Source organism: Deltaproteobacteria bacterium (assembly GCA_028818775.1).
GTDB lineage: Bacteria > Desulfobacterota > Binatia > UBA9968 > JAJDTQ01 > JAJDTQ01.
The window spans coordinates 1-13,370 of sequence record JAPPNE010000130.1 but is presented as its reverse complement, the minus strand read 5'-3'; the positions used below and the strand labels follow the sequence as shown (position 1 = coordinate 13,370).

The following is a 13,370-nucleotide window of genomic DNA, read 5'->3' as shown; positions in this document are numbered from 1 at the left end:
TTCAACTCTTTTTCGGGGTTCCTGTCTTCTCTAACGGACGTCCAGGCCGTGGCGGCGACTGAGCTTGTAGAAGAGGCTGGCCAGAACAACGGTGCCGACACTGATGCCCAGGGCGAAGGCAGACAGGCTCCCGACGTGGCCGTTGTCCCAGAGCTCCCAGATGACCACGGAGATCACCTCGGAACCGGGGCTGTAGAGTAGCAGCGCCACGGAAAGCTCCCGGATGGTGATGAGGAAGATATAGATCCACCCGGCGAACAGCGCGGGCATCATCAGCGGGACCATGATCCTCCGGGCCACGTTGCCCCAGCTCGCACCGCTGGCGGTGGCGCTTTCCTCCAACTCCTTGTGGATGCCGATGAGTCCCGCATGGCTGAAGCGCATGGCGTAGGGCAGATAGCGCGCAGCGAAGGCTATGACCAGGATCCAGATGGTACCGTATACGGGAATCGGAACCACGAGGTAGGTCTGCAGCACGGCCACCCCCATGACGATGCCCGGGAACACCAGCGGCACCATGGTCAACCGGTCCAGGTGCCAGCGCATCTTGATGTTGGTGCGCGTCACCAACCAGGCGGTGACGAACGCCACGCCCACGCAGGCGGTGGCGGACACCATGCTGATGGTGACGTTGTTGGTGATGGAGCGCAGGATCTTGTCGTCGCTGAACGCTTCCACGTAGTTGTTCAGGGTGAACATGGAGAGCGCTTCCCAGGAGGGCACCACGAGGTAGGGCATGAAGCTCGACCAGATCAGCGCGGTAAGGGGGAGAAGCTGGAGCATCGGCAAACCCAGAAGCGCCAGACCACCCAGCCAGCGCCACCGTCCCAGGTCCTTGCGCCGGGGTTGAAACCCCTTGCCGGTGATGGTCGTGAACCGGTGCGCGTGCTGGGTGACGCGATAGTAGGGGACCAGGCACAGGGCTACCAGGGCGATGAGCAGCACGGAATAGGCGCTGGCGTAGCCGTACTCGGGCACGAACCCCTCGATCAACTGGAGGTAGATCTGGGTGGTCATGACCTCGATGCCCGCGGGAAGACCTACCAGTGCGGGAATCTCGAAGGCTTCCATGCTGCGGATGAAGGTGAGGATCAGCACCGAGAGGAGGCTGGGCATGGCCATGGGCAGGGTCACCTTCCAGAACACCTGCCAGTCGCTGCTGCCGGCCACCACCGCGGCTTCCTCAAGGGACGGGTCCATGGACCGGAAGGGCGTCGCCATGAGCAGGAACACGATGGGGGTCCAGAGGAAGCCTTCCACGAGGATCATGCCGCTCATGGAGAAAATGTCGAAGATGGGCATGATGCCGGTGACGGACTTCACGGCCATGTTGATGAAGCCCGCCTCCGGCCCCAGCAGCAGGATCCAGCCGATGACCTTGACCAGCCCCGGGACGGCGAACGACACGAACGCCGCCAAGTAGGCAACCGCGCGGAACGGCGCGTTGCTGCGCTCAGCCAGCCAAGCCATGGCAGTACCGAAGACCAGTGCCCATGCGGCGCTGCCCACCGAGAACACGACGGAGTTCCAGATCAGGATCTGGAACTCCTCCATGCCCTCGAAGATATCGAAGTAATTCTGAATCGTCAGGCCGACGATGTCAGAGTCTTCGGAAGGAACGAAACTCGAATAGATGATGAAGACAAGGGGCGGAATGACGAGATACAGAAGCGCGAGAGCGCAGGGTATGAACAGCCACAACGGGAAGTCACGGCCCTGCCGGCTGGGACGGAAGACGTCGAGGAATGCCCGGGCTCCGCCCCCGGTCAAACCGGTCTCCTTGAGCGCTGCTTCGTCTTTGCTCAACGGTAGCGATTCCTGGTGACGGCCGGTCCCGGGCGCACCGGTCGCGTGCAGTCACCGGGTACCCGGGGCCGGGGTCGCACCCAGCCCCCGGGCACCACGATCATCCGCACGGGGCGCAAGAGAAGGTCGCCCGTGAAGTCCATCAGCGGCGGCCGATGGAACGCAACTGCTTGTTGAGTTTCTTGGATATCTTGTTGTACGCCTTCGAGGTCATTCCCCGCTCGGGATACACCCGCTTGAACGGATAGTCCAGCCACGCCATGCCGTAGTGGAACTTCTGCAGGATCTGCTGTCCTTCGATCAGCACGAAGTTGGTGAGCAGCAGCGCGGCATGGGGGTGCGGCGAATTCGCGAATATCGCGGAGCCGCCGGCGTTAGTCGGGACTTCGTCCAGGGCGTTCCATCCGATTGGCGCACCCTCGGCGATCTTCACGAGCGCGTGATTACGGAATATCGACGGCGAGACCACGAACTCGCCGGAGATGACCAGGTCGCGGGTAGCCGTACCCGAGATCTTCACCAGCTTGATCTGCTGCTTCTTGAGCTTGTCGACGTATTCCTCGCCCTTGACGTTGATCATGCTCGACAGCATCCGGTCGCCGGTGCTTTGAACGCTCATGACGATCTTGCCCTTGAGAGACGGATCCAGCAGGTCGTCGAAGCTCTTGGGAGCCTTTTCCTTGGGCATCTTGTCGGTGTTGTATCCGAGACCGATGAAGGACTCGCGGTCCGTCACCCACCATGCCCCGCCGCTCTTGGCCTTGGTCTGGTGCTCGGCCGGCCACCTTTTGTGCTCCGGGCTGCTGTAGGGCATGATAATGTTCCGCTCGCGCAGCAACTGCAGGATACCCGGGGTGCTCTCGATGGCGTCCACGAGGTACTTGCCGGCCTTGTGCTCGGCGAGGATCTTGGCCGCGATGTCCTTGCTGCCCGCCCGATAGACCTCGATCTTGACGTCCGGGTATTTCTTGGCGAACTCCGCCTGGATGGTCTTGTAGGACTTGCCGCTCAGCGACGTGTACCAGACCACCTTGCCTTCCTTCTTGGCGCCCTCCTCCAGCATCTTGTGGTAGTCCGATCCCGTGTAGTTGGCCAGCTTCTTGATAGTGTCACTCTGGCCCCACGCCGCGGACACGGTCAGGAAGAGAATCGCGACGGTCAAGTGTAGTGCCTTCATAAGGATGTCCTCCTCTCGGGTTTGACTCCTGTGGAAGCTTGCGCACGCACGGGCGGGCGCCCGCCTTGCATTCGCTTAACGCCCTTCTAGGGCACGGGGCGTCAGCTTGTCAAACGGAAAGCATTGGGCGAAGATGAGCGCGGTTGCAAACCTTGCCCGGAGAGGTGGGAAGATGCGCGGAGCGCGCCGTATCACGATCACGGTCACCCTTGTCCTCGTATTCTGCCACGGCGCGCTGTTCGCCGCCTGCAAGGAAGAGAGCTTCGCCAGCCGCCTCTTCCGGCCGGCCTACGCGGCGGCTCCCGACGCCACCCTGAACTACTTCGGCCACAGCTTCTTCCAGCTCGTCACCAGCCTGGGCACGAGCATCGTCATGGATCCCCTGGCGCCGGGATGGTACCCCACGCCCGATGTGTCCGCGGACGCCGTCACCATCGGCCGGGAGCACCAGAACCACAACTGGTTCCCTATCGTGCGCGGCCGTCCTCAACTCCTCCGGGGCCTCCGGGAAACCGCGTACGCGTACGAGTGGAACCAGATCCGCACCACGGTGAAGGACGTGCTGATCTACAGCATCCCCATCTACGTCAGCCGTCCCGACGGCGACCTCTTCAAGGGAGCGGCCTTCGCCTACGATCTCGGACGGCTGTGCGTCGCGCACCTGGGAGACCTGGCCCACCGGCTCACGGCCAAGCAACTGAAGCAGTTCGGCAAGGTGGACGTGGCGCTGGTGCCCATCGGCGGGCGCACCACCATGGGACCCTGGACCGCCCGTGGCGTGGTCGAACAGCTTAAGCCGAAAATCGCCATCCCCATGCACTACCGCGACGACCTCGAGCGCGTACGCATCTTCACCGAAGGCTTCCCCACGCGCACCGTGCCGGAAGGCACCCTGGCCATCAGCAAGGCGGCGCTCCCGCGCAAGACCGAGATCATCGTGCTGGGGTATCGCGGCGGGCCGTTCTGAACCATGTCACGCAAGCCCCCCTTGTGCATGCTCGCGTGTACGAGTCCACCGGCTGGTCGCTTTCCCGCGCATGCGGTTCTTTTAGGTTGACTGCCACATTGATCCATCCTATTTTACGCGAATTCGTCGGGCGGCGGCCTGGTGCTCACCGGGCGTTGCCCGGCCGTGTCACAATCAACCCAGGGAGGTATTTCATGAGAAGTCCGAGATTCAAGGGATTGCTGGTCGCGGTTGCGGTGACGGCCATGGCGTGGGCGGCCGGACCGGCAAGCGCTCAGAAGATGCCCGCCAGCATGGAGATCGGCGGCGCCAGCATCGGCGGAGCGTTCTACGTGGTGGCGGGCGGCGTCGCCAAGCTGCTGGAGAAGGAACTGAAGATCCCCGTGACAGCGGCGGTCACCGAAGGCTCCCGCGAGAACGTGCGCCTCATCGACCGCAAGCAGATCTTCATGGGCGTGATCGCGTCCAACAACTCGTACCCGGCATACCACGGGGTCCTGACCTTCAAGAAGAAACATCCCCTGGCCCTGGCCATGGGCCTCTATCCCAACGCCTTCACGCTTCACACCCTGCCCGGCAGTCCCATCAACTCCTTCGCCGACCTCAAGGGGAAGCGCGTGGGCGTGGGCACCGGACGGACGTGGGACGCTTTCATGGTGCCGTTGATGAAGGCCCACGGCCTGACCTACAAGAAGGATTTCACTCCCGTTTACGCGGGCATGAGCGACCTTTACACACAACTCGGCGACGGCATCATCGTGGCCATGCCCACCATGGTCTCCGGGCTGAGCCCGATCCCCGCGGCGCTGCGCCTGCACGCCGAGAAGGGCGCCCGGTACCTGCCGCCGGAGCCTCAGGCGGTGGACAAGATGGTCAAGCAGTTCCCGTACATGACGCGGCAAACCATTCCGGCGAGCACTCCCACGTTCGAGAAGGCCGTCGAGACCTTTGATATCGGCGGGCCCCTCCTCACCGTCCGCGCGGACGCCGACGAGGAGCTGGTCTACCAAGTGATCAAGCTGATCCATCAGAATCTGAAGGCGCTGGCTGACGACGTGCGCTACTTCAAGTACGCCGAGATCAATCCGTCGGTGCTGACCACCCAGATCGGAGTGCCCTACCATCCGGGAGCCATCCGGTACTGGAAGGAAGCCGGCCTCTGGCCGAAATCATAAACCGCATCGCCACGTGATTCACGGCAATCGGACCGGCCGCGCCCGCCGTCAGGGTGCGCCGGTCCATTGCCGCCGTTCAAGGAACCGAGACCGGACGCGACCTTCCGCGGTCGCTCAGGCCAATCCCGCGGTGCCGACCAAGGACATCGACGTGCTCTATCATCCGGGCGCGGTGCGCTACTGAAGGGAGGCAGGGCTCTGCAAGCCATAGGTCGGATCATCACCCGGTTGCTGGCCATCGGACTGTCGGCGTACGCCATATGGAACGCGTTCAGTCCGTTGCCGCCCCTGCAGGAACGGAGCCTGTTCCTGCTCGTCCTGTTCGCTCTGGTATTCCTCACCCAGGCGACGGAACGCGAGCGCCCCGCCCAGGTGGCGCTGGACCTCTTCTGGCTGGCTCTCAGTCTGGCGACCTTCGGCTACGTGTTCATCGAGCACGAGGAGATCGCCTTCAAGTCGGGACTGGTCACCCAGACCGACTTGGTGCTGGGGGTGATCTGCGTCATCGTGGTGCTCGAGGCCACCCGGCGCATCGTGGGCATGGCACTGGTGGTCACGGCGCTGGTGTTCCTGGTCTACTGCTTCTACGGCCAGCACCTGCCGCGCTGGGTGGGGGGACACGGCGGCTTCGACCTAGACCGCATCGTCACCACCGTCTACCTGTCCGGCAACGGCGTCTTCGGCGTCGCCACCTACATCACCTTCAAGTTCGTTTTCCTGTTCGTCATGTTCGGCAAGCTGCTGGAAGCCACCGGCGCGCTGGCGTTCATCATGGAGTTCACCCGCTCACTGGTGGGAAGATACCGCGGCGGGCCCGCGATGATGGCAGTGGTGTCGAGCGGCATGATGGGATCGGTGAGCGGCAGCGCGGTGGCCAACGTCATGGTGACGGGCTCCATCACGATTCCGCTCATGAAGCGCGTGGGTTTCCAGCCCCACGTAGCCGGGGCGGTGGAGGCGGCGGCATCCACCGGCGGGCAGTTCATGCCGCCGGTCATGGGGGCGGCGGCATTCCTGATGATGCAGTTCCTGGCGGTCGACTATCTCCAGATCGTCAAGGCCGCGTTGATTCCGGCGGTGCTGTACTTCATCGGCGTCCTGGCGGGCGTCTACTTCTACGCGTTGCGCTCCGGGCTCACGGGCTTGCCGAAGAGCGAGCTGACCAGCATCAGGGAGGTCGTGCGCGAGCCCCAGGGGCTGACGTTCATTGCCGGCATCGGCCTGCTCATCGTGCTGCTGCTGTTGCGGTGGTCCCCGGTCCAGGCGGTGTTGAGGGCCATGGCGGTCATCGCGGTGCTGGGGGTGGGCATCGCCGCCATCTCCATGTTCGTCCAGGACCGTCGCGGCTTCGTCTCGTCCGCCCCGGCCGGAGCCTGGAACGCCGTGAAGAAGGGCATTGACGTATTCGAGGGCACCGGCAGGGATTTCGTGACCCTCGGCACCGCCGTGGCCTGCGTCGGTATCATCATGGGCACGATCCTGATGACCGGCCTCGCCACGCGCTTCTCGGGCCTTGTGATCGGCATGGCGGGTGGCGATCTCACCATCATCCTGCTGCTCACCATGTTCGCCTCCATGATCCTGGGCATGGGACTGCCCACCAGCATCGCCTACATCATTCTCGCGCTGATGGTGGCTCCCGTGCTCATCAAGGTCGGCGTGTGGCCCATGGCGGCCCACCTTTTCATCTTCTTCTCCGGCATGCTCTCCATGGTGACGCCCCCCGTGGCATTGGCCGCCTACGCCGGCGCGACCGTTGCGGGCAGTGACTTCTGGCGCACCAGCCTGTTCGCCGGCCTGATCTCGCTGCCGGTGTACATCCTGCCCTACGCCTTCGTCTTCGGCACGCCGATGCTGATGCGAGGCAACCCCGTCGACATCATCCTGACCACGGCCACGGCGGCCGCGGGGGTGATACTCAACGCATATGCACTGGTGGGAGACTTCAAGGACCGGGCCGAGGCGGTCGAGCGGATCGTGGTGTTCGCGGCCGCCATCATGCTCATCGCCCCCGGCACCATGACCGACATACTCGGTCTGGTCCTGGCCGGCGCCGGTCTGGCCCGGCCGTTTTTGCGGCGGGTGTCCACGGCCGGTGCCACGGGCTGATTCGACGGGCGCGCGCGACAACGGCAGGGAATGCCCCCACGCCTCAACTTCGGCCTCTACGCTCGACGACGAGAGCGTGGACCGCGGGGTCCCGTGCGCGTCATCGCGTGACCTCGCCAACGGCCGCGCGGCTTTGCGGGCGGCCGCGGGGAACCCCTCCCCGTCTAAATGAAGAGGTCAACTGTCCTGTGCGGTTGCGTGAGGTAACGGTTTGAGGATGACGGATACGCTACCGTATCGCCTGACGTTGGAGGATACGGAACGGGACGTGGTGCGACGGATCCGGGGCGGCGACGCGGACGCCTACCGGCTTCTGGTCGAGCGCCACCAGGCGCGCGTCCACCGGCTTGTCGGCCGGCTCCTGGGACCGGACCACGGCGACGTGGACGATGTCGTGCAGGAAGTGTTCGTCAAGGCGTTCTTCTCGCTGGCCAAGTTCCGGGAAGACGCGGCCTTCGGTACCTGGATCACGCGCATCGCCATCAACCGCGCCCGCGACGAGCTCAAACGGCAATCGGGCAAGGTGTCCCTGGACACGGAACCGTCCGAGGACGCCGTCGAAGGTCTGCGCGACCGGCTCGCCACCGACGAGCACGAGGACGGCGAGGCGGACGAAGCCCGCGAGGCTGCGGTCAGCGGCGTGGTGGCCCGGACGGTGGCCCGCCTCCCCGACCGGCTGCGCGTCGTCGTGACGCTGAAGGACATGGAAGGAAATTCGTACCAGGAAGTCGCCCGTATCCTGAATTGTTCCCTGGGCACGGTCAAATCGCGCCACGCCCGGGGACGCGCGCGCCTGCGGCAGATGCTCGCGCCCCATGTCGCGGAACTGTTCGGCGGCCGGTACGATGGCCAGGATCAAGCAGGCCAGGGAGGTGATTCGTGACCTGTGATGATTTCACGCGGTGGCTGGAATCCGCCGGCGCCAAGCTGACGGAGGACCTCCACGAAGCACACGCGGCACACATCGGTTCATGTGCCGCCTGCCGCGCGGCCCTGGAGGAGGAACGGCTCTGGCGGCGTTTCTTCTCCGCCGCGCCGGCGCCGGCCCCCCAGCGTCCCGCGTGGCCGGGGGTCCTCGCCCGAATCCGTGAGGAGGAAAGCCGGCGCGCGTCATGGAGCGACGCCGTCCTGCTGTTCAGCCGCCGGCTCGCCCCGGCCTTTGCGCTGGTGGTGGTGCTGCTCGGCGGCATCGGCCTTTGGCGCGGCATGCTGACGCAGCCCCCGGCGCAGGCGCCCGCCACCGTCACCATGCTGGAAGGCGTATCGGGCCAGGACGCCGTGTCGGCCGACGAACCCGACGCGGTCCTGATCGCTTGGGTAGGAGCTCGGAATCCATGAAAAGAAAAGCCTTGATCGCCGTGGTGGGGGTGTTCCTGCTCGGACTCATGGGCGGCGCCGTCATCGGAAACGTCTTTCCCGTAAGAGAACTGTGGGGCGATTCGTGGCGTCACCACAGGGAAGCCGGGAAACACTGGAGCGGCAAGAAGCAAGCCTCGAGCAGCCGGTACCTGCGCATGCTCCAGCGTAAGCTCGACCTGTCGGAACGGCAGATGGCGGAGATCGGTCCGCTGTTGAGCCAGGCCCGCCGGGACCTGTACCAATCGCGGATCCGCTCCCACGAGGAAGCCAACCGCATCATCATGGAGTTTCACACAAAGATCGTACCGTCCCTCGACGAGAGCCAGGCGCGCAGACTGCAAGACCTGACCGACGACTTCCGGGAACGGCGCGCGAAAAAGCGCGAGCGGTGGATGTCGCGCCTCGATTCGCGGCGCAGGGGGGAGTAGCACCCGCCTCGCGTCCCTCGCGCCGCCGCGGCTGAACCGGAACCCCCACGCGTCTAATCCTTGACATCGCGATCCGGATCGAGCCAACCACCCAACAAGGAGAATATCAATGAAGAATCGCAAGCGCACCGCATTTCTGATGGTACCCGTGCTCCTGGTGGGCCTTTCCGGAGGCATCGCCTGGAGCCAGCAAGGCGAAGGGCGCGGGGGCGAAGGACGCAGGGGCGACGGCCCACGCGTCGCCCGCGCCGACGGCGGCGAGGAGCGCGGCCGGCGGCACTGGCGCGGACGCGAAGGAAGGCGCGGCCATGAGGGGCGCCGCGGACGCGGCGGCGAGGCGCGCATGATGGGACGCATGCAGGAGCGGCTGGAGCTCACCGACGTGCAGGTCGAGAAGATCAAGGACGTGCTCACCGAGGCGCGCAAGAAGAGGATCGCTCTCCGCGCCGACGCCCGCATCGCCGGCATCGATCTGCGCCAGATGGTCTCGGGCGAGACCGTGGACAAGGCCGAGGTCGGCGCCAAGGTGGACGCCATCGCCAAGATCCGGGGAGACCTGCTGCAGGCGCGCGCCGACGCAGTGCTGGGCGTACGGGAGATCCTGACACCCGAGCAGATCGCGAAGGCGGAGGGCATGCTGAAACGCATGCTGCGCGGTGGCGGGGGCAAAAAGGGCCGCGGCCGCCGGTAGGACGGCCATCTTCCCTGAATGAGGAGCGGGCAGCCCTTGCGGCTGCCCGCTTTTTTTCGGCGGGAAACATGCCCTTACGATGCTCCTGCGGCTAGTTGTCAAAATGCCGACAACCTGTCTACAGTGGAATGCATCGCACCTGAGTCCGACCACTTCCACAGTCCATGAGCACACCCGCACCTGCTGCCGCTCAGGCCCCGCCCGCGTTCGCCGCGCTCCGGAACCGTGACTTCGCCCTGTTCTTTGTCGGCAACATGCTGTCCATGATGGCGGACAACATCGAGCACGTCATCAGCTACGGCATTCTCTACCAGATGTTCCGGTCCGAGGCCCTGCAGGGCTTCGCCGTCATCAGCCACTGGATGCCCGCCCTGTTCCTGTCGTGGTACTTCGGCGCGCTGGCGGACCGCATCGATTGCCGGCGGATCATCGAGTGGGCCCAGATCCTGTTCATCTCCGTGAGCCTCGCCTGGGCGTTGCTGTTCTACACCGGCCGCCTGGAGATGTGGCATTCGGTGGTCCTGCTGACCCTGCACGGAATGGCGGGCGCACTGTGGAACCCGGCGCGCCAGCTCATGATCTACGACGTGGTAGGGCCGGAGACCCTCCAGAGCGCCATCCGGCTGCTGGCGACGGGACGGCAGTTGGGCATCCTGTTCGGCCCCGCCGTGGGCGGCGGTATCCTGTGGCTGTTCAAACCTACGCTGGCGCTTCTGGTCAACACATTGATCTACCTGCCGCTGGTGGTCTGGTGCCGGCTGGTCCCCTATACCGGCCACGGCTCCGGGCGGCAGGCCACGAAAGGGACCTGGGCGGACGCACTTTCGGCGCTGTGGGGCGCTTCCGGCAACCGGGTCCTCCTGGGCATGATCCTGCTGGTGGGTTTCTACGCCTTCTTCGTCGGCAACGCGTTCCAGGCACTGATGCCCGCCTTCGCCCTGTCGCTCGGGGCGGAGGACTTGAGCCTCGGCTACGCCGCGTTGTTCGCCGCCAATGGCGCGGGGGCCGTGACCGGAGGATTGTTGCTGGAGATACGCGGCCTGTTCAGGGCGCGCGCCTCCACGGCCATCATCCTGACCATGCTGTGGTGTTGCGCCATGACCGCCTTCGCCGTCTCCACGCATTACGTGCTGTCGCTGCTCTTCCTGTTCCTCGCCGGCATCCTCAACCTCGCGTTCCTGTCCATGGCGCAGACGCTCGTGCAGCTCGAGGCGCCGGCGAACCTGCGCGGCCGCCTGATCGGGCTCTACAACATGGCCGCCCAGGGGCTGCGCACCTTCAGCGGCGTGACCGTGGGCTTTGCCGGCGCCTATGTCGGAATCAACTGGTCCCTGGGGCTCAGCACGCTGGTGGTGATGGGAATCGCCGCGGTCCTGTTCGTCGTCACGGCGAGAGCGTCGACCGTCCCGTCACCCGCCACCGGATGAGCGGCGTCTGACAGAGCACATGAAAGGACCTATTCCATGTCCAAGCGAGTGAGCATCGAGCTTCCCGGCGTGCCCCACAACGCTCCAATCCCCATGGGAGCGAAGGTCGGCAACGTGGTCTATTCCTCCGGCATCTCGGGTCGGGACGGCGCCACCGGCGAACTGCCCGCGGACCCGGACCGGCAGGCCCAGGTGTTGTTCGACAACATCCGCAAGTTCATGGAGCTGGCGGGCGGCAGTCCTGACGACATCGTGCGCATGACGGTCTACTTGAAAGAGGAAGAGTACCGCGACTCCATCAACAAGGCGTGGCTCGAGATGTTCCCCGACGAGCACGACCGTCCCGCCCGGCATGCCATCAAGTCCCCGGTCCGCGGGGGCGTGCTGTTCCAGATAGAAGTGATAGCGGTTCTGTAGGGTCCGCGGAGTTGGGGCGCGTCAGGCCGGAGCCTCCACGGGCCTGCGCTGCGTGGCGGCGAACCAGAGCGTGGCGACGCCGGCCACCGCCAGCAAGGGGATGCTGCTGAGATTCACCCACTGCCAGCCCAGGAAGTGCACCAGGGCGCCGGACAACAACGACACCAGGGCCACGAACGTGTAGTTGATGAAGCTCATGGCCCCCTGCGTCTTGTTGCGCTCGGCCGGGGTGTAGGACGTGGTCAGGAGCGACGTTCCTCCGGTGAAGGCGAAGTTCCAGCCGACTCCCAGGAACAGCATGCCGAACCAGAACTCGACCACCCCGGTGCCGGCGAGCCCGATCACGACGCAGATGACCTGGAGCACGACTCCCGTCAAAATGATCCGCACCTCGCCGAAACGCTTGATCAGGGAGCCGGTGACGAAGCCCGGCGCGAACATCCCGATGCTATGCCACTGGATCACCAGCGCGGTAGCGGTGAACGGGTGACCGGCCTGGGTCATGGCGATGGGCGTGGCGGTCATCAGCAGGTTCATGGCCCCCTGCCCCATGGTGGCCGCCAGGGTCGACGCGACGAAGATGGGCTGTTTCATGATGGCGGCCAGCGGACGCTGCTGCGCGGAGCGCTCGCTCGGCGTGAGGTTGGGGATGTCCAGGAAGAGCAGCACCAGGACGGTCATTAGCGTCAGCGCGATCAGGAACAGGTACGAGCCGAAGAACTCGTCCGACGGGATCATGAACTGGCCCGCCATGGCCAGGGACGTGCCCACCACGGCCGCGATCACGCCGCCGGTGAGCACCAACGAGATGGCCTTGCTCCGGAACTCCGGGGGAGCGGTGTCGGCCGCGGCGAAACGGTAGTATTGACCGAACGCGGCGAAAAAGCCGTAGGTGAAGGTCCCGAGGCACAGCAGCCAGAAGTCGGCGCGCACGATGCCGATGATGACGATGCCGCCCCCGAGGGCGCCGAAGCAGGCGCCGATCATGAACCCGAGGCGCCGGCCCGTGGCGCGCATGAGCATGGAGGCCGGCATGGTGGCCAGGGCCGTGCCCACGATCACCAGCGCGGCCGGCAATGTCGCCAAGCCCTTGTTCTCGACGATGCCGTAGGCGATGAGCGGGGCGGTGGCGATCAGCAGCGTCCGGGTGGCCCCGAACAGCATCTGGCAGGTGGCGAGGATGAAGACGTTGAGGCGGTTGCGCTGCTGGGCGGCCATACTCGCCGTACCCTACAGCAATTGCCGCCGATGCGCCATCCGGCCCGACCGCGCTTCCCTTGAACACCGCGTCGCAAATGCAGTAGTGTCTGGCCCACGAGTCCCGGCATCCGCATGGGGCGATGCCGCAGATGACTCCGCCCTTGCCATCGGTGAAAGGGAGGCCATGGCGCGCTCACGAGGGATCCCCGAGATCTACCGCGACCTGATGTATCCGGTGGCGGCCATCAGCGTCTTCCTGGCAACCTGGGAAGCCTACGTCCGGATCAGCGGCATCCCCAACTATATCCTGCCTGGCCCCTCGGAGATCCTTCTCAGCCTCGTCGACTACGCGGCCACGCTCTACGACCACAGTCTGGTCACCGGGTACGAGGTCCTCCTGGGATACACCTGCAGCATCGTGCTGGGCGGCCTGTTCGCCATCATGGTGGTGTGGTCGTCCACCCTCGACAAGGCCCTGATGCCGCTGTTCCTTTTCTCGCAGACGGTCTCCAAGATCGCCGTAGCTCCCCTGTTCGTGGTCTGGCTCGGCTTCGGGCTTGCGCCGAAGGTGCTCGTCGCCTTTCTGATCTCGTTCTTTCCGGTGTTCATTTCCA

General features: G+C 65.1%; 13 protein-coding genes. 10 read left to right on the top strand and 3 right to left on the bottom strand.

The genetic code is table 11. The features are described 5' to 3' along the window. Positions 1-30 precede the first annotated feature (30 nt). Together OXU42_14170 and OXU42_14165 are read right to left on the bottom strand one after the other, a co-directional pair. On the bottom strand, positions 31-1,806 hold the full coding sequence (locus OXU42_14170; protein MDE0030536.1) for an iron ABC transporter permease: 1,776 nt from the start codon (positions 1,804-1,806) through the stop codon (positions 31-33). Positions 1,807-1,948: 142 nt separating this feature from the next. Further along, complete coding sequence (locus tag OXU42_14165) at positions 1,949-2,983, bottom strand: extracellular solute-binding protein (GenBank protein ID MDE0030535.1); 1,035 nt, start codon at positions 2,981-2,983, stop codon at positions 1,949-1,951. 172 nt (positions 2,984-3,155) lie between these two features. Between OXU42_14165 and OXU42_14160 the strand changes: the two genes are divergently transcribed. The 9 genes from OXU42_14160 (at position 3,156) to OXU42_14120 (ending at position 11,556) form a co-directional block, all read left to right on the top strand. After that, complete coding sequence (locus OXU42_14160) at positions 3,156-3,950, top strand: MBL fold metallo-hydrolase (GenBank protein MDE0030534.1); 795 nt, start codon at positions 3,156-3,158, stop codon at positions 3,948-3,950. A 194-nt stretch (positions 3,951-4,144) separates the two neighbouring features. Then, positions 4,145-5,125 carry a TAXI family TRAP transporter solute-binding subunit gene (locus OXU42_14155; protein MDE0030533.1) on the top strand — a complete coding sequence of 327 codons (981 nt, stop codon included), beginning with the start codon at positions 4,145-4,147 and terminating at the stop codon, positions 5,123-5,125. 228 nt (positions 5,126-5,353) lie between these two features. Continuing rightward, positions 5,354-7,234, top strand: a complete 1,881-nt coding sequence (locus OXU42_14150; protein ID MDE0030532.1) for a TRAP transporter fused permease subunit — start codon at positions 5,354-5,356, stop codon at positions 7,232-7,234. A gap of 217 nt (positions 7,235-7,451) precedes the next feature. Next, a complete protein-coding gene (locus tag OXU42_14145; protein MDE0030531.1) occupies positions 7,452-8,117 on the top strand; it encodes a sigma-70 family RNA polymerase sigma factor in 666 nt (221 codons plus the stop codon). Then, positions 8,114-8,572: a hypothetical protein gene (locus tag OXU42_14140; protein ID MDE0030530.1), complete on the top strand. Its 459-nt coding sequence runs from the start codon at positions 8,114-8,116 to the stop codon at positions 8,570-8,572. Before OXU42_14145 ends, OXU42_14140 begins: the two co-directional genes overlap by 4 nt. Beyond that, positions 8,569-9,021 (top strand): hypothetical protein, encoded by a 453-nt coding sequence (locus OXU42_14135; protein ID MDE0030529.1) that lies wholly within the window; start codon positions 8,569-8,571, stop codon positions 9,019-9,021. Before OXU42_14140 ends, OXU42_14135 begins: the two co-directional genes overlap by 4 nt. A gap of 109 nt (positions 9,022-9,130) precedes the next feature. Further along, positions 9,131-9,712 carry a Spy/CpxP family protein refolding chaperone gene (locus OXU42_14130; protein ID MDE0030528.1) on the top strand — a complete coding sequence of 194 codons (582 nt, stop codon included), beginning with the start codon at positions 9,131-9,133 and terminating at the stop codon, positions 9,710-9,712. A 164-nt stretch (positions 9,713-9,876) separates the two neighbouring features. Next, positions 9,877-11,139 carry an MFS transporter gene (locus OXU42_14125; GenBank protein ID MDE0030527.1) on the top strand — a complete coding sequence of 421 codons (1,263 nt, stop codon included), beginning with the start codon at positions 9,877-9,879 and terminating at the stop codon, positions 11,137-11,139. A gap of 36 nt (positions 11,140-11,175) precedes the next feature. Next, positions 11,176-11,556 carry a RidA family protein gene (locus OXU42_14120; GenBank protein MDE0030526.1) on the top strand — a complete coding sequence of 127 codons (381 nt, stop codon included), beginning with the start codon at positions 11,176-11,178 and terminating at the stop codon, positions 11,554-11,556. Positions 11,557-11,577: 21 nt separating this feature from the next. Here the strand turns inward: OXU42_14120 and OXU42_14115 are convergent, their stop codons facing one another. Next, positions 11,578-12,774 carry an MFS transporter gene (locus OXU42_14115; GenBank protein MDE0030525.1) on the bottom strand — a complete coding sequence of 399 codons (1,197 nt, stop codon included), beginning with the start codon at positions 12,772-12,774 and terminating at the stop codon, positions 11,578-11,580. Positions 12,775-12,940: 166 nt separating this feature from the next. Between OXU42_14115 and OXU42_14110 the strand changes: the two genes are divergently transcribed. After that, positions 12,941-13,370 (top strand): ABC transporter permease (locus OXU42_14110; GenBank protein MDE0030524.1); only part of this gene is annotated, 430 nt, incomplete at its 3' end.